Below are 16,951 nucleotides of genomic sequence, written 5' to 3'. Positions count from 1 at the left end.
CGTTGCCTTTCCGGCCTACAGCGGGTTGATACTTGTAGGCCGGATAGGCGCAGCGCCATCCGGCAAAAACAACTTATTCGCCTTTTTTGGCTGCCTGGATGTACAGCATTTCCAGAGCCAGCGTAGCCGCTGCCAGCGCGGTGATCTCTGACTGATCGTAAGCAGGCGCGACTTCTACAACGTCCATGCCGACGATGTTCAGATCTTTCATACCACGTACCAATTTGATTGCACGATCGGAAGTCAGGCCGCCGATCACTGGCGTACCGGTACCTGGGGCAAACGCAGGATCCAGGCAGTCGATATCAAAGGTCAGGTATACCGGCATATCACCAACTACCTGCTTAACCTGCGCAATGATGTCATCCACACTGCGATCGTTCACCTGGCAGGCATCCAGTACGGTAAAGCCGTTGTCTTTATCGAATTCAGTACGAATACCAATCTGCACAGAGTGATTCGGATCGATCAGACCTTCGTTCGGCGCAGTGTAGAACATCGTACCGTGGTCAAATTCACAACCGTTGGCGTAGGTGTCGGTATGCGCATCAAAGTGCACCAGCGCCATTTTGCCAAAGTGCTTCGCGTGAGCGCGCAGCAGCGGCAGTGTGACAAAGTGGTCACCACCGAAAGAGAGCATACGTTTACCAGCAGCAAGCAGCTTATCAGCATGAGCCTGCAGCTTTTCGCTCATTTCACGTGCATCGCCAAACGCATAAACCAGATCGCCGCAGTCCACGACGTTCAAACGTTCACGCATATCGAAATTCCACGGGAAACGGTTGTGTTCCCAGGCCAGGTTAGTGGAAACCTGACGGATCGCCGCCGGACCATGACGCCCGCCCGCACGACCAGATGTTGCCATATCAAACGGTACGCCGGTGATTACCCAGTCGGCGTCGCTGTCGTATGGCATGAAGTTCATCGGCAGACGCAAAAAACCAAAGGCGTTAGAAACCAGGGAGTTGTCGTATTGATGACCTAAGGTGCTCATGTACTGACCTCTTATAAAATCGGTGAAAAAAAATCCCCTCCGCGTCGTTAAGCCCGACGAGGAAGGGATTGATTTACGTGACTACTTGTATGGGCGAATTATCGCCGTTAATTTGTACGGATTCAAGTGAGCGCCGTAAATGCCGCCCTCTCTGAATCTGACTGCCGGATGGCGATTGCGCCTTATCCGGCCTACTTTCGTCGGTCCGGTAAGCGCAACACCACTGAACATTTACCGTTACTCGTCTTCGAGATAGGTATATCCGTACAGCCCTGCTTCGAACTCTTCGAGGAACTGCTGCTGCAACTCCGCGTCCAGATCGGTGTTTTTCACCTGATCACGGAACTGTGTCAGCAGGGTATTCGGATCAAGCTGCACGTACTGCAGCATGTCTGCCACGGTATCGCCCTCGTCAGACAACTCAACTTCGACACTGCCATCAGGGAAGACGAACACGTCAACCGCTTCGGTATCACCGAACAGGTTATGCATGTTACCGAGGATCTCCTGATACGCCCCCACCATAAAGAAGCCCAGCATCGGCGGGTTCTCCGGATCGTATTCCGGCATCGGCATGGTGGTAGCAATTCCGTCGCCGTCAACGTAATGGTCGATAGCACCATCGGAGTCACAGGTAATGTCCAGCAGTACCGCCCGGCGTTCAGGGGCCTGGTTCAGCCCTTCCAGCGGCATCACCGGGAACAGCTGATCGATACCCCACGCATCCGGCATCGACTGGAACAGAGAGAAGTTGACGTAAATCTTATCCGCCATACGCTCCTGCAGCTCGTCGATAATCGGACGATGCGCGCGGTTGCTCGGGTCGAGTTGTTTCTGCACTTCGTGACACATATTCAGATAGAGCTGTTCAGCCCATGCGCGTTCCTGCAGGCTAAAAGTGCCTGAAGAGTAGCCGACGTGAATATCGTGCAAGTCCATCTGGCTATCGTGCAACCATTCACGTAACGAGCGACGGGTACCCGGCTCGTGCATCTCCTGCCACGTTTCCCACATACTTTGCAGGGCGCGCGGAGCATCTTCAGCCGGCGGTGTGGCTTCGGTGTGTTCGCTACGCTCAACGCCGATAATATTCGACACCAGCACGGTATGGTGCGCGGTAACAGCACGTCCAGATTCGGTGATCACCGTCGGGTGCGGCAAGCCATGTTCTTCACAGGCATCGCCAATCGCCCAGATAATATTGTTGGCGTATTCGTTCAGGCCGTAGTTCACAGAGCAGTCGGACTGCGAGCGGGTACCTTCATAGTCCACGCCCAGACCCCCACCCACATCGAAGCACTGGATATTGACGCCCAGTTTATGCAGTTCAACGTAGAAACGGGCTGATTCACGCACGCCGGTAGCGATATCGCGAATGTTCGCCATCTGCGAACCAAGGTGGAAGTGCAGCAGTTGAATGCTGTCCAGGCGACCGCGCTCGCGCAGAATTTCCACCAGTTGCAGCACCTGGTTTGCCGCCAGGCCAAACTTGGATTTCTCGCCGCCAGAAGACTGCCATTTACCGGAACCCTGGGAGGCCAGACGCGCACGAACACCGAGGCGTGGCACGACGTTCAGCCGCTCGGCTTCTTCCAGCACGATGGCGATTTCAGACATCTTCTCGATAACCAGATAGACCTTATGGCCCATCTTCTCACCGACCAGCGCCAGGCGAATGTATTCGCGGTCTTTATAGCCATTACACACGATCACGCTACGGGTCATCCCCGCGTGCGCCAGCACCGCCATCAGTTCCGCTTTCGAACCCGCTTCCAGACCTAACGGTTCGCCAGAGTGGATCAGCGATTCAATAACACGACGATGCTGGTTTACTTTGATCGGGTAAACCAGGAAGTAGTCGCCGTTGTAGCCGTATGATTCACGTGCACGTTTGAACGCCGCGTTAATCGAGCGCAAACGATGCTGCAGGATCTGCGGGAAGCAAAACAGCGCGGGTAGACGTTGCCCCTGTGCTTCACGGGCTTTTACCAGTTCGGCGAGATCGACACGCGCTTCTGGGACGTCAGGGTCCGGGCACACGCTAATGTGGCCTAATTCATTGACGTCGTAATAATTATTACCCCACCAGGCAATATTGTATGTACGCAGCATCTTGCTGGCTTCCTGGGAACTCATTGCAACCTCCTGCATGGAGCGTAGTACACCCTGTCCGCCCGCTGACGAAGGCGAACCCATGAAAATGTCGTCAGACATAGCGAACCTCAGATTTTATTAACAAGTGTAAAACAGTTGACTACTATCGCAATCCGAAGAGGCGATAACAACCCATAAACAGGCAGATTTTCCAGCAGATAGTGCTGACGCTCCGACTGTGCGACCGGTTTCTTTTTCATATCATTGTAAACACGTAACCGAACTTAATGCTGACGGTTCGGCGAAACCACGAGAAAACTCTTGTTTACCAAGAGCGCCCTTGTTCAGTCCTTAGTGACCGTAGCCGGCCCTGGAGTCCTGAGAAGCGCCGAGATGGGTATAACATCGGCAGGTATGCAAGATGCAGATTGCGGGGGACATATGTACACCAGAACGGTGTGACAGATTCAGCAGAATACAACGGTTCATTATCTCGTATCACCTCCACGGCTGCTCCTGACGGAACGAACCCACAAGCCAAAGCTAAAGTTTTAACCCGGCTGGAAGTGGCAACACGATGAAAACGTCGTGTGCTTTTGTCTATCCTAAATAATTCGAGTTGCTGGAAGGCGGCAACGCAGGGAGTCCCCGGGAGCTTACATGAGTAAGTGACTGGGGCGAGCGAGTACTGCCAACGCACATGCAACTTGAAGTATGACGGATATGAGCCGCGCGCCGCGTTTTATACCGATAAGAAGGTCAAAATGCAAAAGATAAATATGCACATTGCCAGCACCGTCAGGAAAAATTTCCAGTTACATTTTCAGTACAATGCGACCTTAATCAAAAAAAGCTGGAAATCAGGCGAAGAAACATCCTAAAATAGCCGTCCAGATGTTAATCCATCTATACCGATTAACACTCAGACTGCCAGTGTCCGTCATCTGCAGACTCATGGTAGAATCTTCTACACATGGCTATTCCACTCGACAGTTTGAGCTAACTAAATACTCCTTAGGTGAAATTAAATATGGCAAAACACCTTTTTACGTCCGAGTCCGTATCAGAAGGGCATCCTGACAAAATCGCTGACCAAATCTCTGATGCCGTGCTGGATGCAATCCTCGAGCAGGATCCGAAAGCACGCGTAGCCTGCGAAACCTACGTCAAGACCGGTATGGTTTTAGTTGGCGGTGAGATCACTACCAGCGCTTGGGTAGATATCGAAGAGATAACGCGTAACACGGTTCGCGAAATTGGCTATGTGCATTCCGACATGGGCTTTGACGCCAACTCTTGTGCGGTACTGAGCGCGATTGGTAAACAGTCTCCGGACATCAACCAGGGTGTTGACCGTGCCGATCCGCTGGAACAGGGCGCAGGCGACCAGGGCCTGATGTTTGGTTATGCAACCAACGAAACCGACGTGCTGATGCCAGCACCTATTACCTATGCTCACCGTCTGGTGCAGCGTCAGGCTGAAGTGCGTAAAAACGGCACCTTATCCTGGCTGCGTCCGGATGCAAAAAGCCAGGTAACCTTCCAGTATGACGACGGCAAAATCGTCGGTATTGATGCCGTGGTTCTGTCTACTCAGCACTCTGAAGATATCGACCAGAAATCGCTGCAAGAAGCCGTTATGGAAGAGATCATCAAGCCGGTACTGCCGACCGAATGGCTGACCGCTGCGACCAAATTCTTCATCAACCCAACGGGTCGTTTTGTGATCGGCGGCCCGATGGGCGACTGCGGTCTGACCGGTCGTAAAATCATCGTTGATACCTACGGCGGCATGGCGCGTCACGGCGGCGGTGCATTCTCTGGTAAAGATCCGTCTAAAGTTGACCGTTCCGCAGCCTATGCAGCCCGTTACGTGGCGAAAAATATCGTTGCCGCAGGCCTGGCAGACCGTTGTGAGATTCAGGTTTCCTACGCTATCGGTGTAGCCGAACCGACCTCTATCATGGTTGAAACCTTTGGTACCGAAAAAGTACCTTCAGAGCAGTTGACCCTGCTGGTGCGCGAGTTCTTCGACCTGCGTCCATACGGTCTGATTCAGATGCTGGATCTACTGCACCCGATCTACAAAGAAACCGCAGCTTACGGTCACTTTGGTCGTGAACATTTCCCATGGGAAAAAACCGACAAAGCGCAACTGCTGCGTGACGCTGCCGGTCTGAAGTAATTTACTGAAGACTGTCCGCTTAGTAAGACCAGCCTCGTGCTGGTCTTTTTTTTTATTCCCCTATTCTCCTCCAACACCTCGTCACCTGAACAATACAGTGAATCATCTCTTTCAATAAAAATGAAAGCGATTACACATCACCGCTTTTCTATCCACAACGAGTTAACATCTCTTTTCCGCCGCGACTGCATCAGTGTTACATCACTTTTCAGTGATTGTCTTAATTTCAGGCAATCAGCCATATTTAAGCGCATTATAAAATGTTAACTTTCAAATAGTTAACCAATAATCGTGATGAATGTTAGTGTAACCGATTACACTAATGTGATGTGATTCGCATTTTTTTACCCCGTACTCACCTACCCTTAACATCAACAAAACTAGTTACCCAACCGGAGGGCATCATGCCTGACTATAAAAAAGCGGGGCGTTCCAACAAAGCCATGACATTCTTTGTCTGCTTCCTTGCCGCCCTGGCAGGATTACTTTTTGGCCTGGATATCGGTGTTATTGCGGGTGCTTTACCTTTCATCACCGATGAGTTCCAAATTACTGCACACACTCAGGAATGGGTGGTGAGTTCCATGATGTTTGGTGCCGCAGTCGGTGCTGTCGGTAGCGGCTGGCTCTCCTTCAAACTGGGTCGTAAAAAAAGCCTGATGATCGGCGCCATCCTGTTTGTTGCCGGTTCACTGTTCTCCGCCGCGGCGCCTAACGTGGAAGTACTGCTGGTTTCTCGCGTACTGCTGGGTCTGGCTGTCGGCGTTGCGTCTTACACCGCGCCGCTTTATCTGTCCGAAATCGCACCGGAAAAAATTCGCGGCAGCATGATATCCATGTATCAGTTGATGATCACCATCGGGATCCTTGGTGCCTATCTGTCCGATACCGCGTTTAGCTACAGCGGCGCATGGCGCTGGATGCTGGGCGTGATCATCATCCCTGCGTTGTTACTGCTGGTTGGCGTTATCTTCCTGCCAGACAGCCCGCGTTGGTTCGCGGCTAAACGTCGCTTTGTCGATGCCGAGCGCGTCCTGTTGCGCCTGCGTGATACCAGCGCAGAAGCTAAGCGCGAGCTGGATGAAATTCGTGAAAGCCTGCAGGTTAAACAGAGCGGCTGGGCGCTGTTTAAAGAAAACAGCAACTTCCGTCGCGCGGTGTTCCTGGGCGTACTGTTACAGGTGATGCAGCAGTTCACCGGGATGAACGTCATCATGTACTACGCGCCAAAAATCTTTGAGCTTGCGGGTTACACCAACACCACCGAACAGATGTGGGGGACCGTTATTGTCGGTCTGACTAACGTGCTGGCAACCTTTATCGCCATTGGTCTGGTTGACCGTTGGGGCCGTAAACCTACGCTGATCCTCGGCTTTATCGTCATGGCCGTCGGAATGGGCGTACTGGGCACGATGATGCACGTGGGCATTCACTCGGCAGCCGCCCAATACTTCGCGGTGCTGATGCTGCTGATGTTTATTGTTGGCTTCGCCATGAGTGCTGGTCCGCTGATTTGGGTACTGTGCTCTGAAATTCAGCCGCTGAAAGGCCGCGATTTCGGTATCACCTGCTCTACCGCAACCAACTGGATAGCCAACATGATTGTCGGTGCGACCTTCCTGACGATGCTTAACTCGCTGGGCAGCGCCAACACCTTCTGGGTCTACGGTGGCCTGAACGTACTGTTCATCTTCCTGACCCTGTGGCTGATTCCGGAAACCAAAAACGTCTCTTTGGAACACATCGAACGTAACCTGATGAAAGGTCGTAAACTGCGCGAAATTGGTGCACACGACTAATCACCAAAGGCTTCCTCCCGCCGGGAGGAAGCCTTCCTCTTGCAGTCCCTTCCCTGTCGCACTATCCTCTGGCGTTATGAAAACCTCCCGTCTTCCCATCGCTATCCAGCAAGCCGTTATGCGCAGCCTGCGGGAAAAACTCGCACAGGCCAATCTCAAGCTCGAGCGTAATTATCCGGAACCTAAGCTGGTGTACCAACAGCGCGGCACCGCTGCAGGCACCGCGTGGTTACAAACCTACGAAATCCGCCTTAACCCCGTCCTGCTGATGGAGAACGTCGATGCGTTCGTTAACGAAGTGGTACCCCATGAACTGGCACATTTGCTGGTGTGGAAGCACTTTGGCCGCGTACCGCCGCACGGCAAAGAGTGGAAATGGATGATGGAGAGCGTGCTGGGCGTCCCGGCCCGACGCACGCATCAGTTTGAACTGCAATCCGTACAGCGTAAGACCTTTACCTACCGCTGTAAGTGTCAGGAACACCAACTGACCGTTCGTCGACATAACCGTGTTGTACGCGGTGAGGCCACCTACCGCTGCGTCCACTGCGGTGAGCCGCTGATTGCAGAATAATCTTCAGAATTATCAGGAACTTTTCTGATCTAACTGATTGCATACAGGAACAACTTTCGCTACGTTGCGGGCTCGTTTTGACACGGAGTTCGTGATGTACCGTAATCTTTCTTTTGCAGCAGCATTGTTGGCCGCTGCGTTCTCAGGCACGGTGTTCGCCGAAGGCATCAATAGTTTTTCCCAGGCAAAAGCCGCTGGCGTCAAAGTTAACGCCGATGCGCCAGGCGATTTCTACTGTGGCTGTAAAATTAACTGGCAAGGCAAAAAAGGGGTCGTGGACCTCGAGTCCTGCGGCTATAAAGTACGAAAAAATGAAAACCGCGCCAGCCGAATTGAATGGGAGCACGTGGTTCCTGCATGGCAATTTGGCCATCAGCGCCAGTGCTGGCAGGATGGAGGGCGTAAAAACTGCGCCAAAGACCCGGTCTATCGCAAGATGGAAAGCGATATGCATAACCTGCAGCCGGCGGTAGGTGAAGTCAATGGCGATCGCGCAAACTTCATGTACAGCCAGTGGAACGGCGGCGAAGGCCAATATGGACAGTGCGCCATGAAAGTCGACTTCAAAGAGAAAGTTGCCGAGCCGCCAGCCCGCGCCCGTGGCGCTATTGCACGCACCTACTTTTACATGCGTGACCAGTACGACCTGACGCTCTCCCGCCAACAAACCCAGCTTTTTAACGCCTGGAATAAGCAGTATCCGGTCACCGACTGGGAGTGTGAGCGTGATGAACGTATTGCAAAGGTACAGGGTAACCACAACCCATATGTGCAACGCGCTTGCCAGGCGCAAAAGAGCTAACCTACACTAGCGTCAATATTTTTAACCATGCCCTGGCCTTTAATAGCTCAGGGCCATGACGCGGATGTTTAACTATGCGCATTCCCCGCATTTATCACCCTGAGCCAATCACTTCCGGTAGCCAAATTTCACTGTGTGAGGATGCCGCCAATCATATTGGTCGCGTACTGCGTATGGGACCCGGCCAGGCGCTACAGCTGTTTGACGGCAGTAATCAGGTATTTGACGCCGAAATCACCCATGCCAGTAAGAAAAGCGTGGACGTGAAGGTACTTAACGCCGAGCTCGACGATCGTGAATCACCGTTGCATATCCATCTTGGACAAGTCATGTCACGTGGCGAAAAAATGGAATTCACTATCCAGAAATCGATCGAACTGGGTGTAAGCCTCATTACGCCACTTTTTTCTGAGCGCTGCGGCGTTAAACTGGACAGTGAACGCCTGAACAAAAAGCTCCAGCAGTGGCAGAAAATTGCCATTGCCGCCTGCGAACAGTGCGGTCGTAACCGGGTACCTGAAATTCGCCCGGCAATGGATCTGGAAACATGGTGCGCGGAACAGGACGAAGGGGTGAAGCTGAACCTGCACCCGCGCGCCAGCGCCAGCATTAACACACTGCCGCTACCCGTAGAGCGTATCCGCTTGCTGATTGGCCCGGAAGGTGGGCTGTCGGCAGATGAAATTGCCATGACCGCACGGTATCAGTTTACTGATATCCTGTTAGGACCTCGCGTTCTGCGTACAGAGACAACTGCGCTCACCGCCATTACCGCGCTTCAGGTGCGTTTTGGCGATCTGGGCTAAGGCATAAACGGAGAAGAACATGATTAAGCTCGGCATCGTGATGGATCCCATCGCAAGCATCAACATCAAGAAAGATTCCAGTTTTGCTATGCTGCTGGAAGCACAACGTCGTGGTTATGAACTTCACTATATGGAGATGGCCGATCTTTATCTGGAAAACGGGGAAGCCCGCGCCCGTACGCGTACTCTGAGCGTCGAGCAGAACTACGACAAATGGTATGAGTTCAAGAGCGAGCAGGATCTGCCGCTGGCAGATCTGGACGTCATCCTGATGCGTAAGGACCCCCCGTTTGATACTGAGTTCATCTACGCAACCTACATTCTGGAACGTGCTGAAGAACAAGGGACGCTGATCGTTAACAAGCCGCAGAGTCTGCGTGATTGCAACGAAAAGCTGTTTACCGCCTGGTTCGCCGACCTGACACCAGAAACGCTGGTCACGCGTAACAAGGCACAGCTGAAAGCCTTCTGGCAAAAGCACAACGACATTATTCTCAAACCGCTGGACGGCATGGGTGGCGCATCTATCTTCCGTGTGAAGGAAGGCGATCCGAACCTCGGCGTGATTGCCGAAACGCTGACCGAGCATGGCACCCGCTACTGCATGGCGCAGAACTATCTGCCCGCAATCAAAGACGGCGACAAGCGTGTCCTGGTCGTCGATGGCGAACCTGTACCGTATTGCCTGGCGCGCATTCCGCAGGGTGGGGAAACCCGAGGCAACCTGGCTGCCGGTGGTCGTGGCGAACCGCGTCCATTAACTGACAGCGACTGGGAAATTGCCCGCCGCATTGGACCAACGCTGAAAGCCAAAGGTCTGATCTTTGTCGGTCTGGATATCATTGGCGATCGTCTGACGGAAATTAACGTTACCAGCCCAACCTGTATTCGTGAAATCGAAGCGGAATTCCCGGTCTCGATTACCGGAATGCTGATGGATGCCATCGAGGCGCGTCTCCAGAAGTAAATACGTTGCCGGGTAGCGGCGCCTTCGCGTCTTATCCGGCCAGAAATTGCACCCCGTAGGCCGGATAAGGCGCCACCGTCATCCGGCAACGCTATTTTCAGAGGGTGACATCTTCTCGCTTTGCCCACATACTGGGCGCTGTTGCTTTTTTGAACCAGGAAACAGAACCTCTGACAATGAATTTACAGCATCACTTTCTGATTGCCATGCCTGCTCTCCAGGATCCTATTTTCCGCCGCGCCGTGGTGTACATCTGTGAACATAATGAGAACGGTGCGATGGGGATTATCGTCAATAAGCCCCTGGAAAACCTACAGATTGAAGGGATTCTGGAAAAGCTGAAGATCACGCCGGAAGGACGCGATCCGTCCATCCGTCTGGATAAAGCAGTGATGCTTGGCGGCCCGTTGGCGGAAGACCGTGGATTTATTCTGCATACCCCGCCCGCCCGTTTTGCATCCAGTATCTTAATTTCCGATAACACCATCATCACGACATCCCGCGATGTTTTAGAAACCTTAGGCACCCAGGAACAACCGTCCGAAGTGCTGGTCGCATTAGGTTATTCATCCTGGGAAAAGGGCCAACTGGAACAAGAGCTGTTGGATAACGCCTGGCTCACCGCCCCCGCCGATCTCAATATTTTGTTTAAAACGCCGATCGCCGATCGCTGGCGCGATGCGGCAAAACTTATCGGCATAGATATTTTGACCATGCCTGGTGTGGCGGGACATGCATAATGAGCGAAACGTTACTCTCGTTTGATTTTGGTACCAAAAGCATTGGCGTGGCGATTGGTCAACGCATTACCGGCACAGCCAGACCCCTGCCTGCTATCAAAGCTCAGGACGGTACGCCGGACTGGAATTTGATTGAACGCCTGCTAAAAGAGTGGCAACCAGATGAAATCATCGTCGGCCTGCCGCTCAATATGGATGGTACTGAGCAACCCCTGACCGCGCGCGCGCGCAAATTTGCCAACCGCATTCATGGTCGTTTCGGTGTCACCGTGACATTGCATGACGAACGGCTAAGTACCGTCGAAGCCCGCTCCGGCCTGTTTGAACAGGGTGGATACCGTGCGCTGAATAAAGGCAAAGTAGACTCCGCGTCAGCCGTTGTGATCCTCGAAAGCTATTTCGAGCAGGGCGACTAAAGCCTCCCCTGCGCCTGTCGCTGTTGATAGCTTTGAGCAAATGTCTGCATACCTGATTGCTGCCCGGTTTGAATCACGCCGGGTAGCTGATGGTTCTTCCCTTCGCGGATCAGGTTGCCAACGGCGGGTGTGTTGACGAGCAGTTCAAATAACGCCACCCGTCCGCCCTGCTTATCTTCCTCCAGCTTTTGCGAAAGTACTGCCCGCAGGCTGTCTGCCAATTGGTTACGCACGGGATCTTTCTCTGATGCCGCAAAGGTGTCTACCAGCCGAGCAATGGCTTGTGCAGCCCCACGCGTGTGTAGCGTTGCTAGCACCAGATGCCCGGTTTCCGCTGCCGTTAATGCCAGACGAATGGTTTCCACGTCGCGCAGTTCGCCCAGCAAAATGACGTCGGGATCTTCACGCAGCGCGCCGCGCAAGCCGGCGGCAAAAGAAGCACAGTGTGCGCCCACCTCCCGTTGTTGAATAAGACAGCGCTGGCTGGTGTAGCGATATTCAATCGGGTCTTCCAGCGTCAGAATATGCCCCGCAACATGCTGATTAAGGTACTCTACCATCGCCGCCAGGGTCGTTGACTTACCGCTGCCGGTAGCGCCTGTCACCAGAATTAACCCATTTTCACTGTGCAGCAGTTCAGGTATGGTCTCGGGAGCCTGGAGATCGTCTAAACGAGGACAATCAAGCGGTAGCAATCTTAGCGCCAGCGACGTTCCCTGTTGATGAACAAAAGCGCTGGCGCGTAAACACCGGGAATCTGCCAGCGCAATAGCAAAATCAATTTGCCCCTGCTCACGCCACTGTACCTGCTGTTGATCATTGAGCCAGTACATCAGCAGCGTCTCTACGTCCGGCGTAGCAAATGGCGCGATTTCGACCTTTCCGCGTATGCGCCAACGCGCAGGCCATGCATTGCACAGGTGTAGATCCGACACGTTATGCTTTACACTAAGGGCCACTATTTCTTCCATATTCATATGAACATCCTCGGAAAATGAACGATATCGCGCATAACCTGGCACATGTCCGGGACAAAATCTCAGCCGCCGCGACGCGTTGCGGGCGGTCTTCAGAAGAAGTTACGTTGCTTGCAGTCAGTAAAACCAAACCTGCGAGCGCCATCGAAGAAGCCATTACCGCAGGGCAGCGAGCCTTCGGTGAAAACTATGTTCAGGAAGGCGTGGATAAGATCCGCTATTTCCAGGAAAAAGGCGTCAACGATCTGCAGTGGCACTTTATTGGCCCACTGCAGTCCAACAAAAGCCGTTTGGTCGCTGAGCACTTTGACTGGTGCCATACGATCGACCGTCTGCGTATCGCGGCTCGTCTGAGCGAACAGCGCCCAGCGGAACTGCCACCGCTCAATGTACTGATTCAAATTAATATCAGCGATGAGAACAGTAAGTCAGGTATTCCGCTGGCAGAGCTTGATGCACTGGCCGCTGAAGTCGCTGTACTGCCGCGCATTACCCTGCGTGGTCTGATGGCGATTCCGGCTCCAGAGTCAGATTATGTAAGGCAGTTTGAAGTTGCACAGCAAATGGCTGTAGCATTTGCCGGGTTGAAAACGCGCTACCCAGATATCGACACCCTCTCACTGGGGATGTCTGATGATATGGATGCCGCCATCGCGGCGGGTAGCACGATGGTGCGCATTGGCACTGCCATTTTTGGTGCTCGTGATTACACAAAAAATTAAGGAAAACTAAGGAACACCATGAATACGTTGACCTTCCTGCTCTCAACGGTAATTGAGCTGTATACCATGGCGCTGCTATTGCGCGTGTGGATGCAGTGGTCTCGCTGCGATTTTTACAACCCGTTCTCACAGTTTATTGTGAAAATCACCCAGCCCATTATTGGGCCATTACGCCGCATTATTCCCCCGATGGGGCCGATCGACAGCGCATCGGCATTAGTTGCGCTGGTTCTCAGCTTTATCAAAGCCATCGTGCTGTTCAAAGTGGTGACGTTCCAGCCGATCATCTGGATCGCCGCCGTGCTGATCGTCCTGAAAACCATCGGATTGCTGATTTTCTGGGTACTGCTGGTGATGGCGATTATGAGCTGGGTCAGCCAGGGCCGCAGCCCTGTGGAATACGTGCTGATTCAACTGGCCGATCCGCTGCTGCGCCCTATCCGTCGCATACTTCCAGGCATGGGCGGAATCGACTTCTCCCCAATGATTCTGGTTCTGCTGCTCTATGTCATTAACATGGGTATCGCGGAAGTGTTACAGGCGACAGGCAATATGTTGCTGCCGGGGCTGTGGATGGCGCTATGAGTGCCGTGACACCCTGCGATGACGGTCTGGTTTTACGGCTCTACATTCAGCCGAAAGCCAGCCGTGACAGTATTGTGGGTTTACATGGCGACGAAATAAAAGTCGCCATTACCGCCCCGCCAGTAGATGGCCAGGCCAATAGCCATCTGGTAAAGTTTCTCGGCAAACAGTTCCGTGTGGCAAAAAGCCAGGTCGTCATTGAGAAGGGCGAGCTTGGCCGTCACAAACAGGTTAAAATCATTCATCCGCAACAGATCCCGCCCGAAATTGCGGCGTTAACTGATTAGGTATCCCATGCAAAAAGTTGTCCTCGCGACCGGCAATGCCGGTAAAGTGCGTGAACTCGCCTCTCTTCTGAGTGATTTCGGTCTTGATGTTGTTGCCCAAACGGATCTGGGTGTTGATTCTGCAGAAGAGACCGGACTGACGTTTATTGAGAACGCCATTCTGAAGGCGCGTCATGCCGCGCAAATTACCGGCTTACCGGCCATTGCTGATGACTCAGGTTTGGCGGTAAATGCCCTTGGCGGCGCGCCAGGCATCTATTCAGCCCGCTATTCCGGCGAAGATGCGACCGATCAGCAGAACCTGGAAAAGTTGCTGCATACTTTGCAGGATGTGCCCGACGAGAAGCGCCAGGCGCAATTCCACTGCGTACTGGTTTATCTGCGCCACGCAGATGATCCGACCCCCATTGTTTGCCACGGAAGCTGGCCTGGCGTAATCACCCGCGAACCTGCCGGAAACGGTGGCTTTGGCTACGACCCCATCTTCTTTGTGCCGTCTGAAGGGAAAACCGCCGCCGAGCTGACCCGTGAAGAAAAAAGTGCGATCTCCCACCGTGGGCAGGCGCTGAAGCTGCTGCTGGACGCCCTGCGTAATGGTTAAGCTTCCACCGCTAAGTCTGTATATTCACATCCCGTGGTGCGTGCAGAAATGCCCCTACTGTGATTTCAACTCGCATGCGTTGAAGGGCGAAGTTCCACATGACGACTATGTGCAACATCTGCTGAGCGATCTGGATACCGAGGTAGCCCACGCTCAGGGACGTGAAATAAAGACTATCTTTATTGGTGGCGGTACGCCGAGCCTGCTCTCTGGCCCGGCAATGCAAACGCTGCTCGACGGCGTACGCGCACGGCTGAATCTGGCCGCAGATGCAGAAATCACGATGGAGGCGAATCCCGGGACGGTAGAAGCCGATCGCTTTATTGATTATCAACGCGCTGGTGTCAACCGCATCTCGATTGGCGTACAGAGCTTTAGCTCCGCCAAACTCGAGCGTCTGGGACGTATTCACGGGCCGGAAGAAGCCAAACGTGCCGCGCACCTGGCGAGTGGTCTGGGGCTACGTAGCTTTAACCTCGACCTGATGCATGGTTTACCGGATCAGACGCTGGAAGAAGCTTTGGGCGATTTACAGCAGGCCATCGCGCTCAACCCGCCGCATCTTTCCTGGTATCAGTTGACCATCGAACCCAACACGCTGTTCGGTTCCCGACCGCCGGTGTTACCGGACGATGACGCGCTGTGGGATATTTTTGAGCAAGGCCACCAGTTGCTGACCGCCGCAGGGTATCAGCAGTATGAGACCTCAGCTTATGCAAAGCCGGGCTATCAATGTCAGCACAACCTGAACTACTGGCGCTTTGGTGACTATCTTGGCATTGGCTGCGGCGCACACGGTAAAGTCACCTTCCCGGACGGGCGGATCCTCCGCACCACCAAAACGCGGCATCCACGCGGCTATATGCAAGGGCGTTATCTCGAAAGCCAGCGTGATGTCGCTGAAGCCGATAAGCCGTTCGAATTCTTTATGAATCGTTTCCGGCTGCTGGAAGCCGCGCCACGCGCTGAATTCACGCAGTACACCGGGCTTCGCGAAGAGGTTATTCGTCAACAGATTGAAGAGGCTATCGCGCAGGGCTATTTGAGCGAGTGCGATGAGTACTGGCAGATTACTCAGCACGGTAAGCTGTTTTTAAACTCACTGCTGGAGCTGTTTCTGGCGGAGTAATACGCTTACGATGTAGCCGGATAAGGCCTTGAGCCGTATCCGGCAAATTGCCTGATGACGCTACGCTTATCAGGCCTACAGGGTTAGGACGATAAGCGCAGCCATCTTCAGCCATTAATACTGATTAAACATTTCCTGAATCTGCTTAGGATCTTTGGTTTCGGTCAGCGCCAGCTGCAGCAGAACACGCGCTTTTTGCGGGTTCAGCGAGCCTGACGCCACAAATCCGTATTTCGCATCATCCACTTCCGCATCCTGGGTAGTTGCCCCCGTCGGTACACGGGATGAACGTACGACTACCGTACCTTTATGCGCGGCAGTTGCCAGCGTATCAAAAATGGTTTTATACAGGTTGCCGTTACCGACACCTGCACTGACGATCCCGGCGTAACCGGCATCAACCAGCGCTTTTGCCGGCAGGTCAGAAGCATTCGCGTAGTTGTAAACAATCCCCACTTTCGGCAGCTCGGTCAGCTTAGACACATCAAACGGAGTCGATGTGGTGTGCTTACGCGCAGGCGTACGCTGGTAATCGATTTTTCCGTTATGGATATAACCCAGCGGGCCATAGTTAACGGATTTGAAGGTAGCGACATCGGTGGTATTGGTTTTGGTCACGTCGCGACCATCCATAACGGTGTCGTTCATCACCACCAGCACACCGCGGTTAGCTGAGGCTTTATCTGCGGCGGTTACCACTGCGTTATACAGGTTGAACGGGCCATCGGCGCTCATACCCGTAGACGGACGCATTGCGCCGACCAGTACCACCGGCTTGTTGCACTTGACGGTCAGGTCGAGGAAATAGGCGGTTTCTTCCATGGTATCCGTACCATGCGTTACCACGAAGCCGTCGGTTTTATCACACTCGGTATTAATCTTCTTCGCCAGCGTTAACCAGACTTCGTCATTCATATCCTGGGAGCCGATATTCACTACCTGCTCACCTTTCACGACCGCAATGTCTTTCAGCTGAGGCACTGCATCTACCAGGTTTTCTACACCAACTTTACCCGCCGTGTAGTTAGATTTTGTCGCGGAATCACCGCCACCAGCAATCGTCCCGCCAGTCGCTAAAATGGTGATATTAGGTAATGCCAGCGCTGCACCGCTGAAACCCATAACCAGTGCTGCCAGTGCCGTTTTTCTGAAAAACTCCATGTTATTTCTCCAGTTACTTGAATTTGCTGCATTATGTCCATCCCACAGATGAATAATGTGATGCAATCCAATTAACCAGATTTATATCTCCATCAAATTGTCATTCTTAGAG

General features: G+C 53.1%; 19 protein-coding genes. 13 read left to right on the top strand and 6 right to left on the bottom strand.

From position 1 onward, the window contains the following. Nucleotides 1–73: 73 nt before the first annotated feature. From speB to FDX19_RS25640, 4 genes are all read right to left on the bottom strand, one after another. Complete coding sequence (gene speB, locus FDX19_RS10305) at nt 74–994, bottom strand: agmatinase (RefSeq protein ID WP_137382626.1); 921 nt, start codon at nt 992–994, stop codon at nt 74–76. Between the two features lie 237 nt (nt 995–1,231). Next, nucleotides 1,232–3,208, bottom strand: coding sequence for a biosynthetic arginine decarboxylase (gene speA / locus FDX19_RS10295; protein ID WP_137382625.1), 1,977 nt, complete (start codon nt 3,206–3,208; stop codon nt 1,232–1,234). Between the two features lie 8 nt (nt 3,209–3,216). Further along, nucleotides 3,217–3,348 (bottom strand): acid stress response protein YqgB, encoded by a 132-nt coding sequence (gene yqgB, locus FDX19_RS10290; RefSeq protein WP_137382624.1) that lies wholly within the window; start codon nt 3,346–3,348, stop codon nt 3,217–3,219. 91 nt (nt 3,349–3,439) lie between these two features. After that, nucleotides 3,440–3,577 carry a hypothetical protein gene (locus FDX19_RS25640; protein ID WP_271441202.1) on the bottom strand — a complete coding sequence of 46 codons (138 nt, stop codon included), beginning with the start codon at nt 3,575–3,577 and terminating at the stop codon, nt 3,440–3,442. 541 nt (nt 3,578–4,118) lie between these two features. Here FDX19_RS25640 and metK point away from each other — a divergent pair. From metK to ruvX, 8 genes are all read left to right on the top strand, one after another. Next, a complete protein-coding gene (gene metK, locus FDX19_RS10285; protein ID WP_137382623.1) occupies nt 4,119–5,273 on the top strand; it encodes a methionine adenosyltransferase in 1,155 nt (384 codons plus the stop codon). Between the two features lie 404 nt (nt 5,274–5,677). Continuing rightward, entirely contained in the window at nt 5,678–7,072 is a 1,395-nt protein-coding gene (galP, locus tag FDX19_RS10280) for a galactose/proton symporter (protein ID WP_137382622.1), read from the top strand. A gap of 76 nt (nt 7,073–7,148) precedes the next feature. Beyond that, the gene (locus FDX19_RS10275) at nt 7,149–7,646 is read left to right on the top strand and encodes a SprT family zinc-dependent metalloprotease (RefSeq protein WP_137382621.1); all 498 of its coding nucleotides are present in this window, start codon (nt 7,149–7,151) and stop codon (nt 7,644–7,646) included. A gap of 94 nt (nt 7,647–7,740) precedes the next feature. Then, a complete protein-coding gene (gene endA, locus FDX19_RS10270) occupies nt 7,741–8,448 on the top strand; it encodes a deoxyribonuclease I (RefSeq protein WP_137382620.1) in 708 nt (235 codons plus the stop codon). 74 nt (nt 8,449–8,522) lie between these two features. After that, the gene (gene rsmE / locus FDX19_RS10265; RefSeq protein ID WP_137382619.1) at nt 8,523–9,254 is read left to right on the top strand and encodes a 16S rRNA (uracil(1498)-N(3))-methyltransferase; all 732 of its coding nucleotides are present in this window, start codon (nt 8,523–8,525) and stop codon (nt 9,252–9,254) included. Between the two features lie 19 nt (nt 9,255–9,273). Beyond that, nucleotides 9,274–10,221 (top strand): glutathione synthase, encoded by a 948-nt coding sequence (gshB, locus tag FDX19_RS10260; RefSeq protein WP_137382618.1) that lies wholly within the window; start codon nt 9,274–9,276, stop codon nt 10,219–10,221. 176 nt (nt 10,222–10,397) lie between these two features. Beyond that, nucleotides 10,398–10,961, top strand: coding sequence for a YqgE/AlgH family protein (locus FDX19_RS10255; RefSeq protein ID WP_170974365.1), 564 nt, complete (start codon nt 10,398–10,400; stop codon nt 10,959–10,961). Next, nucleotides 10,961–11,377: a Holliday junction resolvase RuvX gene (ruvX, locus tag FDX19_RS10250; RefSeq protein ID WP_137382616.1), complete on the top strand. Its 417-nt coding sequence runs from the start codon at nt 10,961–10,963 to the stop codon at nt 11,375–11,377. The genes FDX19_RS10255 and ruvX overlap by 1 nt, the downstream gene beginning before the upstream one ends. Here ruvX and FDX19_RS10245 read toward each other — a convergent pair. Further along, complete coding sequence (locus FDX19_RS10245; RefSeq protein WP_137382615.1) at nt 11,374–12,354, bottom strand: type IV pilus twitching motility protein PilT; 981 nt, start codon at nt 12,352–12,354, stop codon at nt 11,374–11,376. The two genes, ruvX and FDX19_RS10245, sit on opposite strands and share 4 nt — an antisense overlap. A gap of 17 nt (nt 12,355–12,371) precedes the next feature. On the opposite strand from FDX19_RS10245, the gene FDX19_RS10240 reads away from it, so the two are divergent. From FDX19_RS10240 to hemW, 5 genes are read left to right on the top strand one after another with little or no spacing between them, the layout of a single operon-like run. Then, complete coding sequence (locus tag FDX19_RS10240) at nt 12,372–13,076, top strand: YggS family pyridoxal phosphate-dependent enzyme (RefSeq protein WP_137382614.1); 705 nt, start codon at nt 12,372–12,374, stop codon at nt 13,074–13,076. An 18-nt stretch (nt 13,077–13,094) separates the two neighbouring features. Continuing rightward, nucleotides 13,095–13,661 (top strand): YggT family protein, encoded by a 567-nt coding sequence (locus FDX19_RS10235; RefSeq protein WP_003825417.1) that lies wholly within the window; start codon nt 13,095–13,097, stop codon nt 13,659–13,661. Next, on the top strand, nt 13,658–13,948 hold the full coding sequence (gene yggU, locus FDX19_RS10230) for a DUF167 family protein YggU (RefSeq protein WP_137382613.1): 291 nt from the start codon (nt 13,658–13,660) through the stop codon (nt 13,946–13,948). The genes FDX19_RS10235 and yggU overlap by 4 nt, the downstream gene beginning before the upstream one ends. A gap of 7 nt (nt 13,949–13,955) precedes the next feature. Then, nucleotides 13,956–14,549 carry an XTP/dITP diphosphatase gene (locus FDX19_RS10225; protein ID WP_137382612.1) on the top strand — a complete coding sequence of 198 codons (594 nt, stop codon included), beginning with the start codon at nt 13,956–13,958 and terminating at the stop codon, nt 14,547–14,549. Beyond that, entirely contained in the window at nt 14,542–15,678 is a 1,137-nt protein-coding gene (gene hemW / locus FDX19_RS10220) for a radical SAM family heme chaperone HemW (protein WP_137382611.1), read from the top strand. The genes FDX19_RS10225 and hemW overlap by 8 nt, the downstream gene beginning before the upstream one ends. A gap of 114 nt (nt 15,679–15,792) precedes the next feature. On the opposite strand, the gene ansB is transcribed toward hemW, so the two are convergent. Then, on the bottom strand, nt 15,793–16,839 hold the full coding sequence (ansB, locus tag FDX19_RS10215; RefSeq protein WP_040232083.1) for an L-asparaginase 2: 1,047 nt from the start codon (nt 16,837–16,839) through the stop codon (nt 15,793–15,795). Nucleotides 16,840–16,951: the final 112 nt, after the last annotated feature.

Source organism: Citrobacter sp. wls619 (assembly GCF_005281345.1).
Classification (GTDB): domain Bacteria; phylum Pseudomonadota; class Gammaproteobacteria; order Enterobacterales; family Enterobacteriaceae; genus Citrobacter.
Note: the sequence above shows the minus strand (reverse complement) of the source record. Positions and strands in the feature narration are given on the sequence as shown.

What these genes read in the sequence shown, in the direction of transcription:
- FDX19_RS25640 (WP_271441202.1), bottom strand. Translation starts at nt 3,577, where the DNA reads ATGAACCGTTGTATTCTGCTGAATCTGTCACACCGTTCTGGTGTACAT.
- hemW (WP_137382611.1), top strand. Translation starts at nt 14,542, where the DNA reads ATGGTTAAGCTTCCACCGCTAAGTCTGTATATTCACATCCCGTGGTGC.
- yqgB (WP_137382624.1), bottom strand. Translation starts at nt 3,348, where the DNA reads ATGAAAAAGAAACCGGTCGCACAGTCGGAGCGTCAGCACTATCTGCTG.
- FDX19_RS10235 (WP_003825417.1), top strand. Translation starts at nt 13,095, where the DNA reads ATGAATACGTTGACCTTCCTGCTCTCAACGGTAATTGAGCTGTATACC.
- ruvX (WP_137382616.1), top strand. Translation starts at nt 10,961, where the DNA reads ATGAGCGAAACGTTACTCTCGTTTGATTTTGGTACCAAAAGCATTGGC.
- endA (WP_137382620.1), top strand. Translation starts at nt 7,741, where the DNA reads ATGTACCGTAATCTTTCTTTTGCAGCAGCATTGTTGGCCGCTGCGTTC.
- FDX19_RS10245 (WP_137382615.1), bottom strand. Translation starts at nt 12,354, where the DNA reads ATGAATATGGAAGAAATAGTGGCCCTTAGTGTAAAGCATAACGTGTCG.
- ansB (WP_040232083.1), bottom strand. Translation starts at nt 16,839, where the DNA reads ATGGAGTTTTTCAGAAAAACGGCACTGGCAGCACTGGTTATGGGTTTC.
- yggU (WP_137382613.1), top strand. Translation starts at nt 13,658, where the DNA reads ATGAGTGCCGTGACACCCTGCGATGACGGTCTGGTTTTACGGCTCTAC.
- gshB (WP_137382618.1), top strand. Translation starts at nt 9,274, where the DNA reads ATGATTAAGCTCGGCATCGTGATGGATCCCATCGCAAGCATCAACATC.
- speA (WP_137382625.1), bottom strand. Translation starts at nt 3,208, where the DNA reads ATGTCTGACGACATTTTCATGGGTTCGCCTTCGTCAGCGGGCGGACAG.
- rsmE (WP_137382619.1), top strand. Translation starts at nt 8,523, where the DNA reads ATGCGCATTCCCCGCATTTATCACCCTGAGCCAATCACTTCCGGTAGC.
- FDX19_RS10275 (WP_137382621.1), top strand. Translation starts at nt 7,149, where the DNA reads ATGAAAACCTCCCGTCTTCCCATCGCTATCCAGCAAGCCGTTATGCGC.
- speB (WP_137382626.1), bottom strand. Translation starts at nt 994, where the DNA reads ATGAGCACCTTAGGTCATCAATACGACAACTCCCTGGTTTCTAACGCC.
- galP (WP_137382622.1), top strand. Translation starts at nt 5,678, where the DNA reads ATGCCTGACTATAAAAAAGCGGGGCGTTCCAACAAAGCCATGACATTC.
- FDX19_RS10255 (WP_170974365.1), top strand. Translation starts at nt 10,398, where the DNA reads ATGAATTTACAGCATCACTTTCTGATTGCCATGCCTGCTCTCCAGGAT.
- FDX19_RS10225 (WP_137382612.1), top strand. Translation starts at nt 13,956, where the DNA reads ATGCAAAAAGTTGTCCTCGCGACCGGCAATGCCGGTAAAGTGCGTGAA.
- FDX19_RS10240 (WP_137382614.1), top strand. Translation starts at nt 12,372, where the DNA reads ATGAACGATATCGCGCATAACCTGGCACATGTCCGGGACAAAATCTCA.
- metK (WP_137382623.1), top strand. Translation starts at nt 4,119, where the DNA reads ATGGCAAAACACCTTTTTACGTCCGAGTCCGTATCAGAAGGGCATCCT.